This window comes from Streptomyces sp. NPDC085524, from assembly GCF_044541755.1.
In the GTDB taxonomy this organism is placed as follows: domain Bacteria; phylum Actinomycetota; class Actinomycetes; order Streptomycetales; family Streptomycetaceae; genus Streptomyces.
The window spans coordinates 186,891-208,653 of sequence record NZ_JBITTH010000006.1 but is presented as its reverse complement, the minus strand read 5'-3'; the positions used below and the strand labels follow the sequence as shown (position 1 = coordinate 208,653).

Here is a 21,763-nt window from a genome sequence, read left to right as displayed (position 1 = left end):
CGGCTCCGCCGAACTCCTCCGCACTGTGCACGCGGGACATGATGCGTCAGATGAATCCGGCAGTTCACCCGATGAGCCGGATATCACCTGATGTTCGAGCGAGGAGCACGCCGTCAAGGCCTGGCCAAATCCCGCCGTGTTGAGCAAGGATCACGTCCGCACCACGCCACGCACGTTCTTCCGGCACATCACGCCCTTCACAGGAGGATGTTCATGCCTCGCCGTATACCCAGCGGCCTGATCGCCGCGGCCACCGCCACCGTGGCAATCGCCCTGGCCGCACCCGCCTCGGCGTCCGCGTCCACCCCGGGCGCATCCCTCCCCCAGGGCCGCGTCTTCATGGTCAACCCCGTCCAGTCCTCCGGCGACCAGACGCTCGCCGATGCCAAGGACTCCGCCACCGCGGTGCCCGCTTCCGCCTACGCCACCGCCGCCCTGCGCAACCTCGACGCGAGCGGCGGGCTGTCGGGCAAGTGGGCCTACGTCAGGTCGGACACCGGCGCCTCCGCGAAGGTCGCCGACGCGGCCTCCTACAACCGCCGCGACGACCAGTTCGAGCAGGTCATGGCCTACTTCTGGGTCAACGAGGCGCAGGAGTACCTCCAGGGTCTGGGCTTCGGCTCGGAGCTTCCGGGGGCCAACGACCGCGCGCAGCCGGTCCGCATCAACCAGTACGGCGCCGACAATTCCTTCTTCACGGACAAGAAGGACGAGATCCGCTTCGGCAAGGGCGGCGTCGACGATGCCGAGGACGCCGAGGTGATCGTCCACGAGTACGGCCACGCGGTCCACGAGGCCCAGGTCCCCGGTTTCGGCACCTCCCCGGAGGCCGGCGCGATCGGCGAGGCCTTCGGCGACTACCTGGCCGTCGAGGTCGGGGCCAACGCGGACGCCCGCTACGGCTGGCCCCGCAAGACGGACCTGGCCTGCGTCGCCGACTGGGACTCGGTCCCGTACAGCGGCACCCCGCACTGCCTGCGCCGGATCGACGGCTCCAAGGTCTACGCGGACCTGGAGGGCGAGGTCCACGCGGACGGCGAGATCTGGTCCCGTGCGCTCTTCGACATCCGGGGCGCCCTGGGTGCCAGGACCGCCGACCGGATCATTGTGAACGCTCAGTTCGGCTTCGCGCCCGACACCAGCTTCACGGACGCGGCGCTGAAGACGGTCGCGACCGCCGAGCGCATGTACGGCAAGAGCGCGGCGGATTCGGTCCGCGCGGCGTTCAAGGCCCGCCAGATCCCCGGGGTCTGACGGCCGGTCGACGCCACCCGTCCGGCCCCGGGGTCCAACCGGCCCCGGGGCCAAGCGGAATGGTCCGTTTTTGACCGTTGAGCGGACATCGGAGTCCCCTCTCCGGACAACAACAGGTCAAATTCTTGTTGCATACCTGTCAAACACTGGCTCCTTCCTGGCAATCTCGCAGCCGCCCCCACGGCAACGAAGGAGTACGAGTGACCCACCAGATGTCCTCATCCCCCACCTCCAGCAGCCGGACCCGTGTGCTGCGCACCGCCGCCCTCGTCGGGTCCGCGGCGATGGTCGCGCTCGCCGTCCAGAGCGGTTCCGCCAACGCCGCCGCCGAGCGCGAGGCCGGAGCCACCGCGATCACGCAGTCCGCCTCCGCCCGCGCCCAGGCGATCTCCGCCGCGCAGAGCGAGGCGGCCGGCACCGCGCGCGCCATCGGCCTCTCCGACGAGGAGCGCCTCGTGGCCCGCGACGTGATCAAGGACGCGGACGGCACGGTCCACACCCGCTACGAGCGCACCTACGCGGGCCTGCCCGTGCTCGGCGGAGATCTGGTCGTCCACCAGAAGAAGGACGGCAGCCGCAAGACCACCAAGAGCACCGAGGCCCGCATAGCCCCCGCGGCCGCCCGCTCCCTGAAGGCCGCGCCCGCCGGCGCCCGCCAGGTGGTCTGGGCCGCGACCGGCACCCCGGTCTTCGCCTACGAGTCGGTCGTCACCGGCACCCAGCCCGACGGCACCCCGAGCGAGCGCCACGTCGTCACGGACGCCGCCACGGGCGCCGAGCTCTGGTCGTACGAGGCCATCGAGACCGGCACCGGCACCAGCCAGTTCTCGGGCTCCGTCACGATCGGCACCACCCTGAACGGCTCGACGTACGAGCTGACCGACGGGGGCCGCGGCGGCCACAAGACGTACGACCTGAACGGCGGCACCAACGGCACCGGCAGCCTCTTCACCGACGCCGACGACAAGTGGGGCGACGGCACGGTGACCAACCGGCAGACCGCCGCCGTCGACGCCCAGTACGGCGCTGCCGTGACCTGGGACTTCTACAAGGCGGAGCTCGGCCGCAACGGCATCGCGGGCGACGGCAAGGCCGCTTACTCCCGGGTCCACTACGGCAACGCGTACGTCAACGCCTTCTGGTCCGACAGCTGCTTCTGCATGACCTACGGCGACGGCGCGGGCAACGTGAAGCCGCTGACCTCGCTGGACGTCGCCGGCCACGAGATGAGCCACGGCCTGACCGCGGCCACCGCCAAGCTGAACTACAGCCGCGAGTCCGGCGGCCTCAACGAGGCCACCAGCGACATCTTCGGCACCTCGGTGGAGTTCTTCGCGAACAACTCCTCCGACATCGGCGACTACCTCATCGGCGAGAAGATCGACATCCGCGGCAACGGCAGCCCGCTGCGCTACATGGACAAGCCGAGCAAGGACGGGGCCTCCGCCGACTACTGGTCGAAGACCGTCGGCCGGCTCGACGTCCACAACTCCTCGGGCGTCGCCAACCACTTCTTCTACCTGCTGTCCGAGGGCAGCGGCGCGAAGACGATCAACGGCGTGTCCTACGACTCCCCGACCTACGACGGCTCCACCGTGACCGGCATCGGGCGGACCAAGGCCTACAAGATCTGGTACAAGGCCCTGTCGACCTACATGACGTCGACCACCAACTACGCGGGCGCCCGCACCGCGACCCTGCAGGCGACGGCCGACCTCTACGGCACGACCGGCACCGAATACCAGCAGGTGGCGGCCGCGTGGAAGGCCGTCAACGTCAACTGACGCCCTGATCCGCACGGACCCCGGTGCCGGGGGCGAGTCCCGCCCCCGGCACCGGGCCGTCCGTCGATCACGGCGGAAACGCCAGACAGGGTCTGATCCACTGAGTGGATCAGACCCTGTCTGGTCTTACGAAGTCGGGGTGGCGGGATTTGAACCCACGACCTCTTCGTCCCGAACGAAGCGCGCTGCCAAGCTGCGCTACACCCCGATCGCCGCCTTGCAGCGTGTGCTGTCCTGGCGACATCGCTTACTTTAGCGGACCCGCGGCCTGAGACGAAATCCGGTTTTCACGGGCCGGGCGCGGGGCCAGCGGGGACGCCGGGCGGTAGCGGTCCGCCGCGACCAGGGCGAGGCCGAGCGCGTAGAAGAGGATGCCCAGGACCAGCGCGTTCAGGGCGACGCGCCCGTAGCCGTACTGGGCCACGTCGATGAAGGGGTACGTGTACCGGGCCTTCGCGCCGGGGGGCAGCAGGGCGCCGCGGATCAGCGCGAAGGTCACGTACGCGAGCGGGTACGCGAGCCACTGGAGGGCGTGGCGCGGGCGCAGGGTGCCCGGGGCGGTGAGGAGGAGGAAGTCCAGGACCGCGCCGATGGGGGTCACCGTGTGCAGGAGCTGGCTGGCGACGGCCTTCGCGCCGGTCAGCCCGTCCAGCTCCGCCAGCACGTTGAAGGGGCTCGACGCGTTCGCGAGGACCAGGTGGAAGACCAGCCCGGTGATCAGGATGAAGAGCAGGACGCCGCCCCGGCAGAGGGGGTCGACGTCCGGGCGGCGCTGCCAGGTGCGGGCGGCCGAGAGCGAGAAGACGACCGCGACCGCGATGTTCGTCCAGACGGTGAAGAAGCTCAGGACGACCGGGATGCTGCCGTGGGTGAGCTCGATCCCGACCCCCACCACGGCCGCGGCGGCGATGAGGGCCCGGAAGACCGCCTGGACGGCGTACGTCGGTGAGGTCATCGCATCAACGTACCGGCGGAGGGTGGCAGAACCCTTACGCCTTGGGGGTGAGCGTCAGGAGTGTCGCCTCCGGCGGGCACGCGAAGCGCACCGGGGTGAACCGGTTGGTGCCGCAGCCCGCCGAGACGTGCAGGTACGAGCGCTCGCCGGCCGCCTCGTAGGTGGACAGGCCCTTCACCCGCTTGGTGTCCAGGTCGCAGTTGGTGACCAGCGCCCCGTAGAAGGGGATGCACAGCTGACCGCCGTGCGTGTGGCCGGCGAGGATCAGCGGGTAGCGGTCGGCCGTGAAGGCCTCGAGGGTGCGCAGGTAGGGGGCGTGCACCACGGCGATCGAGAAGTCGGCGTCGGTCTCCGGGCCGCCCGCGACCCTCTCGTACCGGTCGCGCTTGATGTGCGGGTCGTCCAGACCGGTGAAGGCCAGCTCCAGGCCGTCCAGCTTCAGCCGCGCCCGGGCGTTGGTGAGGTTCATCCATCCGGCCGAGTCGAAGGCGTCCCGCATCTCCTCCCACGGGTTGTGGACGGCGCCGACGACCGGCTTGTTGCCGTTCAGCCCGTGCCGGCCCTGGGCCTTCTCGATCAGGTAGCGCCCGGGGTTGCGCAGCCGGGGCCCGTAGTAGTCGTTCGACCCGAAGACGTACACGCCCGGGAAGGACATCAGCGGACCCAGGGCGTCGAGCACCTCGGGGATGCCCTCGGTGTCGGAGAGGTTGTCGCCGGTGTTCACGACGAAGTCCGGGCGCAGCCCGGCCAGCGACTGCAGCCAGGCGCGCTTCTTGCGCTGCCCGCGGACCATGTGGATGTCGGACACCTGCAGTATGCGCAGCGGGCGCATCCCCTGCGGGAGGACCGGGACCGTCACCCGGCGCAGGCGGAAGGACCGCGCCTCGAAACCGGCGGCATAGGCCACACCCGCGGCCCCGACCGCAGCGATTCCGGCAGCCGCCTTCAGGGGTACTCCGTAACGCGCACGCATGGCCCCATCGTCGCAGACCCGGAAAACGGGTGGGCGCCACCGCCCCCGCACCTGGCAGACTCATGTGCATGACCACGCTCAAGGCCAAGCTCCAGGAAGACCTCACGACCGCCATCAGGGAGCGGAACGAGCTGCACTCGTCCACCCTGCGACTGACCCTCTCCGCCATCACCAACCAGGAGGTCGCGGGCAAGGAAGCCCGTGTGCTCTCCGACGAGGAAGTCCTCAAGGTGATCGCCAAGGAGGCGAAGAAGCGCCGTGAGGCCGCCGAGGCCTTCGCGCAGGGCGGCCGTGCCGAGCAGGCCGCGCGCGAGACCGCGGAGGGCGAGTTCCTCGACACCTACCTGCCCAAGCAGCTCGGCGACGACGAGCTCGACGCGATCGTGGCGCAGGCCGTCGAGGAGGCCAGGGCGGCGGGCGCCGAGGGGCCGCGTGCCATGGGCGCCGTCATGAAGATCGTGAACCCGAAGGTCGCGGGCCTCGCGGAGGGCGGGCGTGTCGCCGCCGCCGTGAAGAAGCAGCTGTCCTAGCAGCGCGAAGAGGGAGGGCCCCCGCCGGATGGTGATCCGGCGGGGGCCCTCCCTCTTTCCGTCCTGCGGCTAGTCGCGGCCGCCGATGACGCCGGGCGGGATGGTGATCCCGCCGAGCGGGTCGGTCCCGCCCGCGCCGCCCGGGCCGCCGGTGGCGCCGGCCGCCGTCGTCCCGCCGGGCTGCCCGTCGCCGGGCTTGCCGTCACGGCCGGGCTTGCCGGGCTTGTTCGGCTTGCCCGGGCTGGGCTTGCTGCCGCCGGCGATGGGGCTCGGGCCGTCGGGGATGTTCACCGTGGAGAAGCCCGGTGCCTCGCGGCCGGAGAGCGCCCCGGAGACCGCCTGCTTCCAGATCGGGCCGGGCAGGCCGCCGCCGAAGACCTTGTCGTAGTACTGGCCGCCGATGGTGATGTTCTCCATCGACACCTGCTTGGTGCCGCCGGAGCCGACCCAGGTCGCACCGGCCATGTTCGGCGTGTAGCCGACGAACCAGGCGTTGTAGCGGCTGTCGGTGGTACCGGTCTTGCCCGCGCTCTGCCGGTCGGTCAGACCCGACTGCTGGCCGGTACCGGAGTCGACCACGCCGAGCAGCAGCGTGTTGATGGTGTCGGCGGTCCTCTCGCTCATCGCGCGGTCGCACTTGGACTTCGGGACCGTCAGCGCCTTGCCGTGCGCGTCGGTGATCGACTCGATGGCGACCGGGGTGCAGTACACGCCCCGGTTGGCGAAGGTGGCGTAGGCGTTGGCCATGGTCAGCGGAGACATGCCCTCGGTGCCGAGCGCGATGGCCGGGACCTCGGGGAGCTTGGCGCCGTTGGCCGGGACCACGCCGAGCTTGGTGGTCATCTCGGTGACGGGGCAGAGGCCGACCTCGGAGATCATCTCCACGAAGTAGGTGTTGACCGACTTGGCCATCGCCTCCTTCATCGCGTACGGGCCGACCTCGGACTCGGTCTCGTTCTCCACCCGGTCCTTGGCGGTGTTGACCCAGGGCTTGTCGCCGCAGGTCTGCACCGGGCTCGGGTAGTCCATGTCGTACGGGGACTGGTACGTCTTCGTCGGCGGCAGACCGCGTTCGATGGCGGCCGCGGCGACGAAGGCCTTGAAGGTCGAACCGGTCGGGAAGCCGAAGTTCGAGCCGCCCATCTTCTTGTCCACCGAGAAGTTGATCTGGGTCTCGTTCTTGGCGAAGCCGTACGGCTTCGACTGCCCCATGGCGAGGACCCGCCCGGTGCCGGGCTGGACGAGGGTGACGGCCGTCGCGACCTTGTCGTCCTGGTCCACGTGGTCCTTGATGGACTCGTTGACCGATTCCTGCGACTGCGGGTCCAGGGTCGTACGGACCGTCAGGCCGCCCTGGTTCCAGACCTTCGCGCGCTCCTCGCGGGTCTTCCCGAAGGCGGCGTCGTCGAGGAAGGTGTTCCGCACGTAGTCGCAGAAGAACCCGGCGCCCTTGACCGCGGTGATGCAGCCGTTCTTCGGCTTGGTCACCTTCAGCGTGACCGGCTTCGCCTTCGCCGCGTCCGCCTCCGCCTGGGAGATGTCCTTGATGTCGGCCATCCGCTGGAGGACGAGGTTGCGGCGCTTGGTCGCCTCGGTCACGTCGTTCACGGGGTCGAACCGGCTCGGCGACTGGACGACGCCCGCCAGCAGCGCGGACTCCTCCAGGGTCAGGTCCTTGGCCGGCTTGCTGAAGTAGCGCTGGGCCGCGGATTCGATCCCGTAGGCCTGCTGGCCGAAGAAGGTGATGTTGAGGTAGTTCTCGAGGATCTTCTTCTTCCCGAGCTCCTCCTCGACCTGGATCGCGTACTTCAGCTCGCGGATCTTGCGCCCGAGGCTCTTCTCCTGGGCCTCGCGCACCTTGGTCTCGTCGTCACCGGCCTCTTCGACGAAGACGTTCTTCACGTACTGCTGGGTGAGCGTCGAGGCACCCTGTGCCGCGCCGCCTTCCTGCGCGTTGCGGTTGACCGCGCGCAGGATGCCCTTGAGGTCGACCGCACCGTGCTCGTAGAAACGCGAGTCCTCGATGGCGACGATCGCCTTCTGCATGTACGGGGAGATCGCCGTGAGCGGGACGACCTGCCGGTCACGTGAATAGACGGTGGCGATCAAGCCACCTTCGGCATCCAGAATCGTGGTCCGCTGGCTCAGCGGCGGAGTCTTGAGATTGGCCGGGATCTCATCGAATCCCTCGACCGTGCCCTTGGCCGCGAGCCCCAGGGCACCCGCTGCCGGAATCGCCATGCCGGCCAGCACAACTCCGGAGAGAACGGACACACCGAGGAACTTGGCGGCCTGCTGGCTCCCCGTGAGCCCGCCGCCCGAGCGCTTCTTTCCCATGGAGGGCAGCCTACGTTCTGATTCGCCGGACACACGCGAATGCCTTGGCCTAAGCTGACCCCAACTGTCACAGCAGTCCGGTGCGACATCAACCCCCCGGCTTGATTTTCACCCTTCCCGAATGGGGTGGACTCATGTCCGAATCCCGCCCCCGGCTGTGACCGCGCCTTCGTGATGCCCCGCCGATTTCATCCGAATCGCCGGAATGGTCGGGCATGTCGCCGGATCACTCCGTCGGGTGATCTGCCGCTTACCCATAGTCCGTTCGGACCATTCAAGATTGGGCCCGTCGGGGGTGTTGCACTGTGCTCGCCTTCCGTAACGTCCTCAACTGGCAGCGGTGAATATGCCGCTACCGCCGTGGGGGAGCCTCGATTCGGGAGAGGACGGCGCCGGGATGGGCTGGGTTACCGACTGGAGTGCGCAGGCAGCCTGCCGCACTACCGATCCGGATGAACTGTTCGTTCAAGGAGCGGCACAGAACAGGGCCAAGGCGGTGTGCACCGGATGTCCGGTGCGGACCGAGTGCCTGGCCGATGCGCTCGACAATCGCGTCGAATTCGGCGTGTGGGGCGGAATGACCGAGCGGGAACGACGGGCGCTGCTGCGCCGGCGTCCCACCGTCACCTCGTGGCGACGGCTGCTCGAAACCGCCCGCACGGAGTACGAGCGCAGCACGGGCATCCTCACCATGGATGCAGATGCGGAGATCGACGTTCCGTACGAGACGTACGCGGCAGCCGGGTAGACCACACGGCCGCCACGTCGTACGAACGCCTACGCTCCGGCCGGAACCCCGGCCGCGAGTCGCTCTCCGATGGCCCGCAGCCCGGCGAGGTCGTGCACATCGCCGGGCAGGGCGGCCACTTCGGCCACCGCCACCTCGGGGTGCAGTGAGGTGAAGCGATCGCGTGTGCGCTGCTCACGCGCGATCACCTGCATCCTCTCCGCGTGCAGGCGCAGCAGTCCTGCGGTGATCTCGTCGACGACGGCGGAATGGTCGGACGGGTCGCCGCTGCCGTTGCGGCTGCCGTCGCCGGTGTCGGGGGAGCCGTCGTCGGCCGGGTCACGAAGTCCAGCTTTCCCGGACGCGTGATCGACAATGCCGCCGTCTTCAAGATTCTCCGCGGCGGCCAACGCCCTTTCGGCGGACAGCTGGTCGGCGCCGCTGCCGTGCACCCGGTTCAGTACGAGACCGGCCAGCGGCATCTTCTCCGCGGCCAGCCGCTCCACGAAGTACGCCGCCTCGCGCAGGGCGTCCGGTTCGGGCGCGGCGACCACGAGGAAGGCCGTACCGGGAGCCTGGAGCAGTCGGAAGGTCGCGTCCGCGCGGGTGCGGAAGCCGCCGAACATCGTGTCCATCGCGGCCACGAAGGTCTGGACGTCCTTCAGCAGCGAGGCGCCCATCAGCTTGCTGAGGGTGCCCGTCATGATCGACATGCCGACGTTGAGGAACTTCATCCCCGCGCGGCCGCCCACCTTCGCCGGAGCCATCAGCACCCGGATGAACTTCCCGTCCAGGAAGGACCCGAGGCGCTTCGGCGCGTCGAGGAAGTCCAGCGCCGACCGGCTCGGCGGCGTGTCCACGATGATCAGGTCCCAGTCGTCCCGGGCCCGCAGCTGCCCCAGCTTCTCCATGGCCATGTACTCCTGCGTGCCCGCGAAGCCGGCCGACAGCGACTGGTAGAAGGGGTTGGCGAGGATGGCCCGGGCCCGCTCGGCGTCCGCGTGCGCCTCGACGATCTCGTCGAAGGTCCGCTTCATGTCCAGCATCATGGCGTGCAGTGCGCCGCCGCCGGCGCCCACGCCGCCGACCTCGCGCGGGGTGTTGTCCAGAGAGTCGATCCCCATCGACTGCGCGAGCCGCCGCGCCGGGTCGATGGTCAGCACGACCGCCTTCCGCCCCCGTTCGGCCGCCCGTACGCCGAGCGCCGCGGCCGTCGTGGTCTTGCCGACCCCGCCCGCGCCGCAGCACACGATGATCCGCGTCCCCGGGTCGTCGAGCAGCCCGTCGACCGCCAGACGCGGCGGAGAGTCCAGCCCCACGGTGTCCACCCCCTCGCTCATTCGCCCACCGACTGCTTGCGCAGTTCCTTGGCCAGCTCGTACAGCCCGGCCAGGTCCATCCCCGCGCCGAGCAGGGGGAGTTCGTACGTCGGCACGTCCAGCTCCCCCAGCACGGTGCGCTGCTCCCGCTCGAGCTCCACCCGGCTCGCGTGCTCGGCCGCCTGCGTGAGCAGCGGCTCCACCAGCCGCTCGGCGAGCCCGCCGCGGCGCGCGCCGCCGAGTCCGGCGCGGGACAGCGCCCGGGCGACCCCGGCGCGGTGGTCCTCGGCGGCGGCGCGCAGGGTGTCCTCGTCCAGATGGTGCGGGCGCACCATGTTGACCACGACCCGCCCCACCGGCAGCCCGGCCTGCCGCAGTTCCTCGATCCCGTCCGCGGTCTCCTGGACGGGCATCTCCTCCAGCAGGGTGACCAGGTGGACGGCCGTCTCGGGGGACTTCAGCACCTTCATGACGGCCTGCGCCTGGTTGTGGATCGGCCCGAACCGGGCCAGGCCCGCCACCTCGTCGTTGACGTTCAGGAAGCGGGTGATCCGCCCGGTCGGCGGCGCGTCCATGACCACGTGGTCGTAGACGAACCGGCCCGCCCGGTCCTTGCGCCGCACCGCTTCGCAGGCCTTGCCCGTCAGCAGCACGTCGCGCAGGCCGGGGGCGATGGTCGTGGCGAAGTCGATGGCGCCGAGCTTCTTGAGCGCCCGGCCGGCCGAGCCGAGCTTGTAGAACATCTGGAGGTAGTCCAGCAGGGCCCGCTCGGCGTCGATGGCGAGGGCGAAGACCTCACCGCTGCCACCGGGCGCCACCGCGATCTTGCGCTCCTCGTAGGGGAGCGCCTCCGTCCCGAAGAGCTGTGCGATGCCCTGCCTGCCCTCGACCTCCACGAGAAGAGTCCGCTTGCCCTCGCGTGCGAGGGCGAGCGCGAGTGCCGCGGCGACCGTGGTCTTGCCGGTGCCGCCCTTGCCGCTGACCACCTGGAGCCTGCTCACAGCGTCCGAGCCTAATTCCTTCGCCCCGGACCGCAGGCACTACCCTCGCTCCCATGACCAAGAAGTTCGAATACGCGACGGTCCCGCTGCTGGTCCACGCCACCAAGCAGATCCTGGACACCTGGGGCGAGGACGGCTGGGAGCTCGTCCAGGTCGTGCCCGGGCCGAACAACCCCGAGCAGCTCGTGGCCTACCTCAAGAGGGAGAAGGCATGAGCACCGGCGCCGTCGAAGCGAAGCTGGCCGAGCTCGGCCTGACCCTCCCCGATGTCGTCCCGCCGCTGGCCGCGTACCAGCCGGCCGTGCGGTCGGGCGCGTACGTCTACACCGCGGGCCAGCTCCCGATGGTCAAGGGCAGCATGCCGGTCACCGGCAAGGTCGGCGCCGAGGTCTCGGCGGAGCAGGCCAAGGAGCTGGCCGCCGTGTGCGCGCTGAACGCCCTGGCCGCGGTCAAGTCGGTCATCGGTGACCTCGACAAGATCGCGCGCGTCGTGAAGGTCGTCGGCTTCGTCGCCTCGGCCCCGGACTTCACCGCCCAGCCGGGCGTGCTGAACGGTGCGAGCGAGCTGCTGGGCGAGGTCCTCGGTGAGAAGGGCGTGCACGCCCGCAGCGCGGTCGGCGTGGCCGTCCTGCCGCTGGACGCGCCGGTCGAGGTCGAGATCCTGGTCGAACTGGTCGCCGGAGCCTGATCCCCTCCGGGGAGGTCCCCGAGCCCGGTCGTACGCCCCCGCGGTGTGCGACCGGGCTCGGCGCCGTTTGAGGAGCGGGCGCGGAGCGCCGTGCAGTGGCCGGCACGGGCCGGATGACGGCAGCGGAATCAAGCCCCTCCGGCGTTTGAGGAGCGGGGTACGGGGCGGAGCCCCGCATCTTCGAGCCGCACCGGACAGGCGGCCCCGGGGGCCCCGGGCAGCGGGAGGGCCTCGAACATCGGGCCGGATGGCCGTAGCATCCCGCCATGCCGAATCAGCAGCAGGCGCAGCCCACCCCGCCCCCCGCCGGAGGCCAGTGGTACCCCCCGGAGTGGCCCGACCGCATCCGCGCGCTCGCGGACGGTTCCCTCACCCCCGTGGAACCCAAGCGGGCCGCCACCGTCATGCTGCTGCGCGACACCCCCGTCGGCCCCTCCGTGCACATGCTGCGCAGACGGGCCTCCATGGCCTTTGCCGGAGGCGCGTACGCCTATCCCGGCGGCGGCGTCGACCCCCGTGACGAGGAGCACCAGGTCGGCTGGGCCGGGCCCAGCCGGGCCGAATGGGCCGAGCGGTTCGGCACGGACACCCGTACCGCCCAGGCGATCGTCTGCGGAGCCGTACGGGAGACCTTCGAGGAGGCCGGCGTCCTGCTCGCCGGGCTCAGCGAGGACACCGTCGTCGGGGACACCACCGGCGACGACTGGGAGGCCGACCGCGAGGCCCTCGTGGCGCGGGAGCTGTCCTTCGCTGAGTTCCTCGACCGCCGCGGCCTGCGGCTCCGCTCCGACCTGCTCGGGGCATGGGCGCGCTGGATCACCCCCGAGTTCGAGCAGCGCCGCTACGACACCTGGTTCTTCGTCGCCGCCCTCCCGGAGGGCCAGCGCACCCGCAACGCCTCCACCGAGGCCGACCGGACCGTCTGGATCCGCCCGGCCGACGCGGCCGCCGGGTACGACAAGGGCGAGCTCCTGATGATGCCGCCGACCATCTCCACCCTGCGCTCCCTGGAGCCGTACGGGAGCGCCGCGGACGCACTCGCGGCGGCCGCGGGCAAGGACCTCACCCCGGTGCTGGCCCGGGCCTCGATGGAGGACGGCGAGCTGGTCCTGAGCTGGCCGGGCCACGACGAGTTCACCAAGCGCGTCAGCCTCGGGCCCGCCGACGGTCCTGCCGACACCCCGGCCGACGGCCCCGCCGACCGCCCCGGGAGCACCCGGTGACCGCCGCCGGCGCACTGCCCGGGCAGCCCCGCGGAGTGGTCTCCTCCGGGCCCGCGACCACCCGTGCCGTGAACGTCCTGGCCCCCAACGCCTCCGCGATGACCCTGGACGGCACCAACACCTGGCTGCTGTCGGAGCCCGACTCCGACCTGGCCGTCGTCATCGACCCCGGCCCGCTGGACGACGGGCACCTGCGCGCCGTCATCGCCGCCGCCGAGCAGGCGGGCAAGCGGATCGCGCTCACCCTGCTCACCCACGGCCACCCCGACCACGCCGAGGGCGCCGGCCGCTTCGCCGAGCTCACCGGCACCAAGGTCCGCGCCCTGGATCCGGCGCTGCGTCTCGGCGACGAGGGCCTGGCCGCCGGGGACGTGATCCGGACCGGCGGGCTGGAGCTGCGCGTGGTCCCGACCCCCGGGCACACCAGCGACTCGCTCTGCTTCCACCTGCCCGCCGACCGGGCCGTGCTGACCGGCGACACCGTCCTCGGCCGCGGCACGACCGTCGTCGCCCACCCCGACGGCCGTCTGGGCGACTACCTGGACTCCCTGCGCCGCCTGCGCTCGCTCACCGTCGACGACGGCGTGCACACCGTCCTGCCGGGCCACGGGCCGGTGCTGGAGGACGCGCAGGGCGCCGTGGAGTTCTACCTGGCCCACCGGGCGCACCGGCTCGCGCAGGTCGAGACCGCCGTGGAGAACGGCTTCGTCACCCCGGAGTCCGTGGTCCGTCACGTGTACGCGGACGTGGACCGCTCCCTGTGGCCGGCGGCGGAATGGTCCGTCCGGGCGCAGCTGGAGTACCTCCAGGAGCACGGCCTGATCCCCGGCGGCCCCGAGCTCTAGGCCCCGCTGCAGGCTCCGCTCCCGGCCTCGGCGCTCACGTCGGCCGGGGGCTCTTCGTGCCGTGCCGGGCCGTGTACTCGTCCGCGAGCCATGGCCCGAGGTCCTCGACGTACGTGCGCAGCACCGCCGGGTCCGCCACCGGATCCAGGGCGACGGCGGCCGCGGCCCGCATCTGCGCCGCGCGCTCGGGGTAGTACAGCCCGAAGACCTCCGCCGACTCGGTGAGGTCGCTGGTCCAGCCGCCCCACCGGGGCATGACCAGGGTGAATCCGGTGCGTACGAGATGCCGTGCGAAGCCCCGGCTCAGCTTCCGGCGCTCCTCCGGGGAGGCCGCGGCCCGCACCCTGGCCCGCCAGTCGGGCAGCAGCCCGGCCAGGCCGCCGTTGGTCTCGCGGGCGAGCAGGCTGTCGGGCCGGTAGCGCGGCAGGTGCTCGGCCAGGTCCGCGCCGAGCAGCGGGGTGCTCAGGCAGGCGAGGAACCAGCCGAGGTCGAATCGTTCCGCCTCGCTGAGCATCCGGGCCTTGCCGTGGAGCAGGACGCCGACCCCGTCGATCTCCGCGAAGTCCTCGTCGAGCCCGCGCGCCAGCACCTCGGTGGTGTCGCGGTCGTCCTGGGAGGGCTCGTGGTGCAGGACGAGCAGCAGGTCGAGGTCGGACCGCCCGGGGCGGGCCGTCCCGCGCGGCACGGACCCGTACAGGTAGGCGCTGTGCAGCCGCTGCCCGTACGCCTCGGCGATCCGCTCGCGCGCGGCCGCGACGACGCCCCTGAACTCGGCCTGCACCTGCCCGAGCGAACCCTCGCGCTCGAAGAACCCGTACGCGTCCACACCTCTGTGCTCCATACGGCTACTGTGCCCCGTCCCCCCGCAGGGGCCCCGGGAGCCGCACCCGCGAACGCGAAGGGGCCCCGCCCAACCGGGCAGGACCCCTTCGAAGAGTGACGACGGGCGTCAGCGGGACCGCTTCGCCAGGCGCTCCACGTCCAGCAGGATCACCGCGCGCGCCTCCAGGCGCAGCCAGCCGCGGCCCGCGAAGTCGGCCAGGGCCTTGTTCACGGTCTCGCGCGACGCGCCGACGAGCTGGGCCAGCTCCTCCTGCGTGAGGTCGTGCACGACGTGGATGCCCTCCTCGGACTGCACGCCGAACCGGCGCGACAGGTCGAGGAGCGCCCGCGCCACACGGCCGGGAACGTCGGAGAAGACCAGGTCGGACATCTGGTCGTTGGTCTTGCGCAGGCGGCGGGCAACGGCGCGCAGCAGCGCGGTCGCGACCTCGGGCCGGGCGTTGAGCCAGGGCTGGAGGTCGCCGTGGCCGAGGCCGAGCAGCTTGACCTCGGTCAGCGCGGTGGCGGTGGCGGTACGCGGGCCCGGGTCGAAGAGCGACAGCTCACCGATCAGCTCGCCGGGGCCGAGGACGGCCAGCATGTTCTCGCGGCCGTCGGGGGAGGTGCGGTGCAGCTTCACCTTGCCCTCGGTCACGACATACAGCCGGTCGCCGGGGTCGCCCTCGTGGAACAGGGCGTCGCCGCGTGCGAGGGTCACCTCGCCCATGGAGGCGCGGAGCTCCGCGGCCTGCTCGTCATCGAGCGCCGCGAAGAGCGGGGCGCGCCGCAGAACGTCGTCCACGAGTCTCTCTCCTATGTCGACCAGCTCAGGGGTCCGGTCCCCCATTTTGCCGGACGGCTCAAACAGTGCGATCAATCACTACTAAGGATGCCGGACGGAGGCGCGTGCTGTGCGGTGGGAGACCAATCGGGGTGGTGTTACCTGAGGTCCGGGCGGGTGTCAGCGCCCGGCCTTAGGCTGGCCGGGTGTCCAATAAGCCGGTGAGAGCACAGGCCAAGGGGTCCGCAGGAGTGACGGGACCCCAAAATTCAGCCGTGGGCGAACACGCCCCCGAGAAGGTGTCCGCGGCGGCCCGACCCGCCCCCGAGGGCAAAGGTTCGGCCAAGAAAGCGCCCGGGCCGAAGGCTGCCGCGCAGGGCGGATCGAAGCGGGCCGGATCGAAGCGGGCCGAATCGCACCTCGCCATGGTGCGCAGGGCCCGCCGCATCAATCGCGAACTGGCCGAGATCTATCCGTACGCCCATCCGGAGCTCGACTTCCGCAATCCCTTCGAGCTGCTCGTCGCGACGGTGCTGTCCGCCCAGACCACCGACCTGCGGGTGAACCAGACGACCCCGGCCCTGTTCGCCGCCTACCCGACCCCCGAGGACATGGCTGCGGCCGTTCCCGAGGATCTGGAGGAGCTGATCCGGCCGACCGGGTTCTTCCGGGCCAAGGCCCGGTCCCTGCTCGGCCTGTCGCAGGCCCTGCGGGACAACTTCGGCGGCGAGGTCCCGGGCCGGATCGAGGACCTCGTGACGCTGCCCGGAGTCGGCCGCAAGACGGCGAACGTGGTGCTCGGCAATGCGTTCGGCGTCCCCGGGATCACCGTCGACACCCACTTCGGCCGGCTGGTGCGCCGCTGGAAGTGGACCGAGCAGGAGGATCCGGAGAAGGTCGAGGCGGAGATCTGCGCGATCTTCCCGAAGAGCGAGTGGACGATGCTCTCGCACCGGGTCGTCTTCCACGGCCGCCGGATCTGCCATGCGCGCAAGCCCGCCTGCGGCGCCTGCCCGATCGCCCCGCTCTGCCCGGCGTACGGGGAGGGCGAGACCGACCCGGAGAAGGCCAAGAAGCTGCTCAAGTACGAGAAGGGCGGCCAGCCCGGCCAGCGCCTGACCCCGCCCCCGGACTACCCGGGCCTCCCGGCCCAGCCCCTCGGCGCGGGCTCCTGAGGCGCGGGCCGGGCTGATCCGGGCCCGTCGGCGTCCGGGGCGCGGCGTCGGGGGCCCGGACCCGGCAGCGGCGCCCCGGCTGCGCAGCCCCGGGCTGCGGCGCCGCACCTGAGGAACGAATCGGTACCCGCACGGCGTTGCCAGTGCGGGAGATCACGGACAGGGATGCCTATGACGCGCGGTAGCGGTACGCAGGACGAGACGAGCACGGTGGGCCGGGAGGGCGGCGGCATCGCCGTCACCACCCACGGCCTGCCCGCCTGGCTCACCCCCGTCGCCGAGGCGGCCCGCTCCGTCCAGCCGCGCCAGCTGAGCCGGTTCCTGCCGCCCGAGGACGGCCGAGGGCGGCAGTCGGCCGTACTCGTCCTCTTCGGCGAAGGCGCCCGCGGTCCCGAGCTGCTGCTCATGGAGCGTGCCGGCACCCTCCGCTCGCACGCGGGCCAGCCGTCCTTCCCGGGCGGCGCCCTCGACCCGGAGGACGGCGACCCGGCCACCACCGGCCCGCTGCGGGCCGCCCTGCGGGAGGCCGAGGAGGAGACGGGGCTCGACCCCTCCGGGGTCCAGCTCTTCGGGGTGCTGCCCCGGCTCTACATCCCGGTGAGCGAGTTCGTCGTGACCCCGGTGCTCGGCTGGTGGCGTACGCCGAGCCCGGTCGGCGCCGTGGACCCGGCCGAGACGGCCCGGGTCTTCACGGTCCCCGTGGCCGACCTCACGGACCCGGAGCACCGGGTCACCACCGTCCATCCGGGCGGCCACCTGGGGCCGGGTTTCACCGTCGAATCGGCTCTGGTCTGGGGTTTCACCGCCGGGGTGATCGACCGGATCCTGCACTTCGCGGGCTGGGAGCGAGAGTGGGACCGATCACGGCAGGTCCCGCTCGACTGGCGCTCGTGAGACGGTGACCCACGTGAACGTGCTGGACATCTTGTTGTTGGTCGCCGCCGTGTGGTTCGCGATCGTCGGCTACCGGCAGGGGTTCGTCGTCGGCATCCTGTCGGTGATCGGCTTCCTGGGCGGCGGCCTCATCGCCGTGTCCCTGCTGCCGCTGGTCTGGAACCGGCTGACGGACAACGGCAGCCAGGTGTCCACCACGGTCGTGGTGATCTCAGTCGTCGTGATCATCGTCTTCGCCTCCGTCGGCCAGGCCCTGACCACCCATCTCGGCAGCAGACTCCGCCGCCGCATCACCTGGTCGCCGGCGCGCGTGCTCGACGCGACCGGCGGAGCCGTGGTCAACGTGGTCGCGATGCTCCTGGTGGCCTGGCTGATCGGCCTGCTGGTCGCCGGTACCTCGATCCCCACGCTGGGCAAGGAGGTGCGCAGCTCCAGGGTGCTGCTCGGCGTCTCGCGGGTGCTGCCCGACCAGGCCAACACCTGGTTCTCTGACTTCCGCTCCACCCTGGAGCGCAACGGCTTCCCGCAGGTGTTCACCCCGTTCTCGAACGAGCCGATCCCCCAGGTGCAGGCGCCGGACCCGGACCTCGTGACCAGCCCCGTCACCGAGCAGGCCAAGGGCTCGATCGTGAAGGTCGTCGGCACCGCGCCCAGCTGCAGCAAGGTGCTGGAGGGCACGGGCTTCGTCTTCGCGCCCGGCAAGGTGATGACCAACGCGCACGTCGTCGGCGGGGTCGCCGAGCCGACCGTGCAGATCGGCGGCGAGGGCAAGCTGTACGACGGCAAGGTCGTGCTCTACGACTGGGCGCGCGACATCGCCGTCCTGGACGTGCCCAAGCTGAAGGCGCCCCCGCTGGAGTTCACCGAGAAGGACGCGGTGAGCGGCAACGACGCGATCGTCGCCGGCTTCCCGGAGAACGGCGCGTACGACGTGCGCGCGGCCCGCGTCCGCGGCCGGATCAACGCCAACGGCCCGGACATCTACCATCGGGGCACCGTCCGACGGGACGTCTACTCGCTGTTCGCGACCGTCCGCCAGGGCAACTCCGGCGGACCGCTGCTGACGCCCGACGGCAAGGTGTACGGGGTCGTCTTCGCGAAGTCCCTCGACGACCCGAACACCGGCTACGCACTGACGGTGGACGAGATCCGCGACGACATCCGGGACGGCAGGACCGCCGACCGGCGGATCGACACCCAGGGCTGCGCCCTCTGACCCGCCCCGCGGCACCGGCGTTCTCGGCGTCCCCTACGTCCGTGGGTGACGCAGGCGCGCAGAGACCCACAGGGCCCGGCGGCGCAGGATGCGCGGAATCCCGAGTCGGAGGTCGTGGCCGTGCCGGCCGGCCCTCTCGTGGGTGCCCGGCGCGGTGGCCGAGCGGTCTTCGTGTGCGGTGTCACCGTAGTCGTACGTCCAGCCCATACTCCGAGCTGTGCCCGTGCCCCAAGGTCGGTAACCCCGTATGCGGGGGCCAATTGGCCTATGCGCCAGGCAATTGAATGCTTGTCATACCGGTTATGCCGGTTATGTGAGGCTCCGTCAGCGGTCCGGCTCGGGGTCCTTGAGCCAGTTCACCAGCTCGGTGGAGAACGCCGCCGGGTCCTCCTCGTGCGGGAAGTGCCCGAGGCCGTCGAACAGCCGCCACCGGTACGGGGCTTCGACGTACTCCCCGGAACCGGCCGCGCTCCGCGTCCGCATCACCGGGTCGAGCGAGCCGTGCAGGTGCAGCGTGGGCACCCGCACCGGGCGCTTCATCCGCCGGTTGAACTGGAGCCCGTCGGGCCGGGCCATCGAGCGCATCATCCAGCGGTACGGCTCCACGGAGCAGTGCGCGGTGGACGGGATGCACATGGCCCGCCGGTACACGGCGATGTCCTCGTCGGTGATGGACTCCTGCAGCCGGGGGCCCGACCACTCCCGGATCAACTCCCCTACGAGGGCGCCGTCGTCGGCGACGAGCTGCCGCTCCGGGATGAACGGCCGCTGGAAGCCCCAGATGTGCGAACTGGCCCTGGTCTGGCCGAAGTCCGACAGCATCGCCGAACGCCAGCGCCTCGGGTGCGGCATCGAGGAGACGACGAGCCGGCGCACCAGCTTCGGCCGCATCACGGCGGCCGTCCACGCGAGGTACCCGCCCAGGTCGTGCCCGACGAGGGCGGCGTCCGGTTCGCCCAGGGACCGTACGACCCCGGTGATGTCGAGCGCCAGGTTCGCCGGGTCGTAGCCGCGCGGGGTGCGGTCGCTGCCGCCGACCCCGCGCAGGTCCATCGCGACCGCCCGGTATCCGGCGTCGGCGAGCGCGGTCAGCTGGTGCCGCCAGGTCCACCAGAACTGCGGGAAGCCGTGCAGCAGCAGCACCAGCGGCCCGTCGCCGACCTCGGCGACGTGGAAGCGGGCGCCGTTGGCCGCGACGTCCCGGTGCGTCACCGCTCTCCCGCCGGGGAGGTCGAGCCGTACCGCCGTGGCAGCAGTGGGGGGAGTGCTGGGGTCCGGCGTGGGCGCTGTCATGAGGACGAGCGTGCCACACCCACGGCCTGGTCACTCACCGGCCGCGCGTGCGGCTTGACGGTTCCGAGGAGCGCGGAGGTCTGCTTGACGGACTCGATGGTCTTCACCGGCGGCTTGACCTTCTTGAACTTGGACATGGCGATCAGCCCGACCACGCCCGCGAGCACCCAGAACACCCCGGCGACGATGAGGAAGCACCACGAGAGGCCGAGCCCGGAGGTGTGAATCCAGTACGCCAGGGCGAAGCTCAGCATCGGCACGGAGGCGAGCACGAACACCCCGGCGACGATCGCGGCGCCGCTGCCGATGCCCGCGCGCTTGACGTCCTGCTTGAGCTCCACCTTGGCGAGGGCGATCTCGTCGTGCACCAGGGCGGACATCTCGGCGGTGGCCGAGGCGACCAGCTGGCCCAGCGTGCGCTCGGCTCCCTGCGCCCCTTGGTCCACTGCGCTCATCGCTCTCTCCCTTTGTCGTCTGCTGGTGTGCTGCGTATGCCGCCGGCGGCTGTCCTCCGTCGTCAGTCAGATCATGCCGGACGGTCGGCCCCGTTGCTGGCCCCGGCCGCCGCTTCGGCCTTGCGGCGGTGCTCCGCGGCCCTCTCCTCGTAGATCTTCGCCATCCGCAGGTGGTACGCCGGGTTGTGCTGCTCGTAGATGTCCGGGATGCCGTCCTGGTCCTCGTCGAGCTCCTCGGCCTCGGTGAGCGCCCGGTACTTGCGGTTGCGGAGCTTGAGCAGGACGCAGGCGATGACCGCGGCGATCAGGGAGCCGATCAGGACGGCGGCCTTGATCTCGTCGGTGAGTACGGGGTCGTCGGCGAAGGCGAGCTCACCGATCAGCAGCGAGACGGTGAAGCCGATGCCCGCGAGGGAGGCCACGGCCAGTACGTCGGGCCACGCGAGGTCGTCGTTCAGCTCGGCCTTGGTGAAGCGGGCGGCCAGCCAGGTGCCGCCGAAGATGCCGACGGCCTTGCCGACGACCAGGCCGAGGACCACGCCGAGTGTCTCGGGCCGGGTGAAGACCTCGGCGATGGCCTCGTCGGAGAGGGAGACGCCGGCGGAGAAGAGCGCGAACAGCGGCACGGCGAGTCCGGCCGAGATCGGCCGCACCAGGTGCTCGATGTGCTCGCCGGGGGAGTGCTCCTCGCCCTCCCTGGTGTGGCAGCGGAGCATCAGGCCCATCGCGACGCCGGCGATCGTGGCGTGGACCCCGCTGTTGTACATCAGGCCCCAGACGGCCAGGGCGAGCGGGACGTAGACGTACCAGCCCCGGACGCCGACGCGCAGGAGGAACCAGAAGAGGACCAGGCCGGCGAACGCGCCGCCGAGCGCCAGGAAGTCGATCTCCTCCGTGAAGAACACGGCGATGATGATGATCGCGAAGAGGTCGTCGACGACGGCGAGGGTCAGCAGGAACGCGCGCAGCGCGGAGGGCAGCGAGGTGCCGATGACCGCGAGGACGGCGAGTGCGAAGGCGATGTCGGTGGCGGTCGGGACGGCCCAGCCGTCCATCGAACCGCCGCCGGCGGTGTTGACGAGGGAGTAGACCGCGGCGGGGACGGCCATGCCGCAGACGGCGGCGATGACCGGGAGGGCGGCCGCCTTGGGGTCGCGCAGGTCGCCCGCGACGAGCTCGCGCTTGAGCTCGATGCCGGCCACGAAGAAGAAGATCGCGAGCAGGCCGTCGGCCGCCCAGTGCTGGACCGAGAGGTCCAGGCCGAGGGCGGCGGGGCCGATGTGGAAGTTCTTGACGGTCTTGTAGCTCTCCGCCAGGCCCGGAGTGTTCGCCCAGATCAGGGCGGTGATCGCGGCCACGAGGAGGAGCACGCCGCCGACGGTCTCGGCGCGCAGCGCATCGGCGAGGAAGCGCCGCTCGGGCAGCGAGAGCAGGCCGAGGAACTTGCGGCTCTGGTGGTCGGTGCGGTCGGGCGTGGCCACAGCGGGGCAC

21 protein-coding genes and 1 tRNA gene are annotated in these 21,763 nt (G+C 71.2%); 11 read left to right on the top strand and 11 right to left on the bottom strand.

What is annotated here, in order from left to right; translation table 11 throughout:
• Positions 1-213 precede the first annotated feature (213 nt).
• Complete coding sequence (locus ACIGFK_RS11370; RefSeq protein ID WP_400051336.1) at positions 214-1,254, top strand: M4 family metallopeptidase; 1,041 nt, start codon at positions 214-216, stop codon at positions 1,252-1,254.
• A 212-nt stretch (positions 1,255-1,466) separates the two neighbouring features.
• On the top strand, positions 1,467-3,038 hold the full coding sequence (locus tag ACIGFK_RS11365) for a M4 family metallopeptidase (protein WP_376656619.1): 1,572 nt from the start codon (positions 1,467-1,469) through the stop codon (positions 3,036-3,038).
• 134 nt (positions 3,039-3,172) lie between these two features.
• Here the strand turns inward: ACIGFK_RS11365 and ACIGFK_RS11360 are convergent.
• The 3 genes from ACIGFK_RS11360 to ACIGFK_RS11350 all read right to left on the bottom strand — a co-directional run bounded on the left by ACIGFK_RS11360 (position 3,173) and on the right by ACIGFK_RS11350 (position 4,966).
• Positions 3,173-3,246: transfer RNA gene (locus tag ACIGFK_RS11360), tRNA-Pro, on the bottom strand.
• A gap of 39 nt (positions 3,247-3,285) precedes the next feature.
• Complete coding sequence (locus ACIGFK_RS11355; protein WP_400051334.1) at positions 3,286-3,993, bottom strand: Pr6Pr family membrane protein; 708 nt, start codon at positions 3,991-3,993, stop codon at positions 3,286-3,288.
• A gap of 34 nt (positions 3,994-4,027) precedes the next feature.
• Positions 4,028-4,966 (bottom strand): metallophosphoesterase, encoded by a 939-nt coding sequence (locus tag ACIGFK_RS11350; RefSeq protein ID WP_376662449.1) that lies wholly within the window; start codon positions 4,964-4,966, stop codon positions 4,028-4,030.
• A 68-nt stretch (positions 4,967-5,034) separates the two neighbouring features.
• On the opposite strand from ACIGFK_RS11350, the gene ACIGFK_RS11345 reads away from it, so the two are divergent.
• On the top strand, positions 5,035-5,496 hold the full coding sequence (locus ACIGFK_RS11345) for a GatB/YqeY domain-containing protein (RefSeq protein ID WP_376662450.1): 462 nt from the start codon (positions 5,035-5,037) through the stop codon (positions 5,494-5,496).
• Between the two features lie 69 nt (positions 5,497-5,565).
• Here the strand turns inward: ACIGFK_RS11345 and ACIGFK_RS11340 are convergent, their stop codons facing one another.
• Positions 5,566-7,833, bottom strand: coding sequence for a transglycosylase domain-containing protein (locus ACIGFK_RS11340; RefSeq protein ID WP_376660744.1), 2,268 nt, complete (start codon positions 7,831-7,833; stop codon positions 5,566-5,568).
• Positions 7,834-8,230: 397 nt separating this feature from the next.
• On the opposite strand from ACIGFK_RS11340, the gene ACIGFK_RS11335 reads away from it, so the two are divergent.
• Positions 8,231-8,581, top strand: coding sequence for a WhiB family transcriptional regulator (locus tag ACIGFK_RS11335; protein WP_030648100.1), 351 nt, complete (start codon positions 8,231-8,233; stop codon positions 8,579-8,581).
• A gap of 29 nt (positions 8,582-8,610) precedes the next feature.
• Here the strand turns inward: ACIGFK_RS11335 and ACIGFK_RS11330 are convergent, their stop codons facing one another.
• Positions 8,611-9,900, bottom strand: coding sequence for an ArsA family ATPase (locus ACIGFK_RS11330; protein ID WP_376660743.1), 1,290 nt, complete (start codon positions 9,898-9,900; stop codon positions 8,611-8,613).
• Positions 9,897-10,880, bottom strand: a complete 984-nt coding sequence (locus ACIGFK_RS11325) for an ArsA family ATPase (protein WP_376660742.1) — start codon at positions 10,878-10,880, stop codon at positions 9,897-9,899. Before ACIGFK_RS11325 ends, ACIGFK_RS11330 begins: the two co-directional genes overlap by 4 nt.
• 53 nt (positions 10,881-10,933) lie before the next feature.
• Between ACIGFK_RS11325 and ACIGFK_RS11320 the strand changes: the two genes are divergently transcribed.
• The 4 genes from ACIGFK_RS11320 to ACIGFK_RS11305 all read left to right on the top strand — a co-directional run bounded on the left by ACIGFK_RS11320 (position 10,934) and on the right by ACIGFK_RS11305 (position 13,636).
• The gene (locus ACIGFK_RS11320; protein ID WP_007264966.1) at positions 10,934-11,095 is read left to right on the top strand and encodes a DUF4177 domain-containing protein; all 162 of its coding nucleotides are present in this window, start codon (positions 10,934-10,936) and stop codon (positions 11,093-11,095) included.
• The gene (locus ACIGFK_RS11315; protein ID WP_376660741.1) at positions 11,092-11,568 is read left to right on the top strand and encodes a RidA family protein; all 477 of its coding nucleotides are present in this window, start codon (positions 11,092-11,094) and stop codon (positions 11,566-11,568) included. Before ACIGFK_RS11320 ends, ACIGFK_RS11315 begins: the two co-directional genes overlap by 4 nt.
• Before the next feature lie 266 nt (positions 11,569-11,834).
• Positions 11,835-12,791 (top strand): NUDIX hydrolase, encoded by a 957-nt coding sequence (locus ACIGFK_RS11310; RefSeq protein WP_400051331.1) that lies wholly within the window; start codon positions 11,835-11,837, stop codon positions 12,789-12,791.
• Positions 12,788-13,636 (top strand): MBL fold metallo-hydrolase, encoded by an 849-nt coding sequence (locus ACIGFK_RS11305; protein WP_376660739.1) that lies wholly within the window; start codon positions 12,788-12,790, stop codon positions 13,634-13,636. The genes ACIGFK_RS11310 and ACIGFK_RS11305 overlap by 4 nt, the downstream gene beginning before the upstream one ends.
• 34 nt (positions 13,637-13,670) lie before the next feature.
• Here the strand turns inward: ACIGFK_RS11305 and ACIGFK_RS11300 are convergent, their stop codons facing one another.
• Positions 13,671-14,477 (bottom strand): nucleotidyltransferase domain-containing protein, encoded by an 807-nt coding sequence (locus tag ACIGFK_RS11300; RefSeq protein WP_376660738.1) that lies wholly within the window; start codon positions 14,475-14,477, stop codon positions 13,671-13,673.
• Positions 14,478-14,585: 108 nt separating this feature from the next.
• Positions 14,586-15,260, bottom strand: a complete 675-nt coding sequence (locus tag ACIGFK_RS11295; RefSeq protein ID WP_003981529.1) for a Crp/Fnr family transcriptional regulator — start codon at positions 15,258-15,260, stop codon at positions 14,586-14,588.
• Positions 15,261-15,514: 254 nt separating this feature from the next.
• Between ACIGFK_RS11295 and nth the strand changes: the two genes are divergently transcribed.
• The 3 genes from nth (at position 15,515) to ACIGFK_RS11280 (ending at position 18,524) form a co-directional block, all read left to right on the top strand.
• A complete protein-coding gene (gene nth, locus ACIGFK_RS11290) occupies positions 15,515-16,414 on the top strand; it encodes an endonuclease III (protein WP_376660737.1) in 900 nt (299 codons plus the stop codon).
• A 171-nt stretch (positions 16,415-16,585) separates the two neighbouring features.
• Entirely contained in the window at positions 16,586-17,308 is a 723-nt protein-coding gene (locus ACIGFK_RS11285; RefSeq protein WP_376660736.1) for an NUDIX hydrolase, read from the top strand.
• A gap of 13 nt (positions 17,309-17,321) precedes the next feature.
• Positions 17,322-18,524, top strand: coding sequence for a MarP family serine protease (locus ACIGFK_RS11280; RefSeq protein ID WP_376660735.1), 1,203 nt, complete (start codon positions 17,322-17,324; stop codon positions 18,522-18,524).
• A gap of 324 nt (positions 18,525-18,848) precedes the next feature.
• Here the strand turns inward: ACIGFK_RS11280 and ACIGFK_RS11275 are convergent, their stop codons facing one another.
• The 3 genes from ACIGFK_RS11275 to nhaA form a co-directional block, all read right to left on the bottom strand.
• The gene (locus tag ACIGFK_RS11275; RefSeq protein ID WP_386464528.1) at positions 18,849-19,817 is read right to left on the bottom strand and encodes an alpha/beta fold hydrolase; all 969 of its coding nucleotides are present in this window, start codon (positions 19,815-19,817) and stop codon (positions 18,849-18,851) included.
• A complete protein-coding gene (locus tag ACIGFK_RS11270) occupies positions 19,814-20,272 on the bottom strand; it encodes a phage holin family protein (RefSeq protein ID WP_400051327.1) in 459 nt (152 codons plus the stop codon). Before ACIGFK_RS11270 ends, ACIGFK_RS11275 begins: the two co-directional genes overlap by 4 nt.
• A 71-nt stretch (positions 20,273-20,343) precedes the next feature.
• On the bottom strand, positions 20,344-21,753 hold the full coding sequence (gene nhaA / locus ACIGFK_RS11265) for a Na+/H+ antiporter NhaA (RefSeq protein ID WP_376660732.1): 1,410 nt from the start codon (positions 21,751-21,753) through the stop codon (positions 20,344-20,346).
• Between the last annotated feature and the right edge of the window lie 10 nt (positions 21,754-21,763).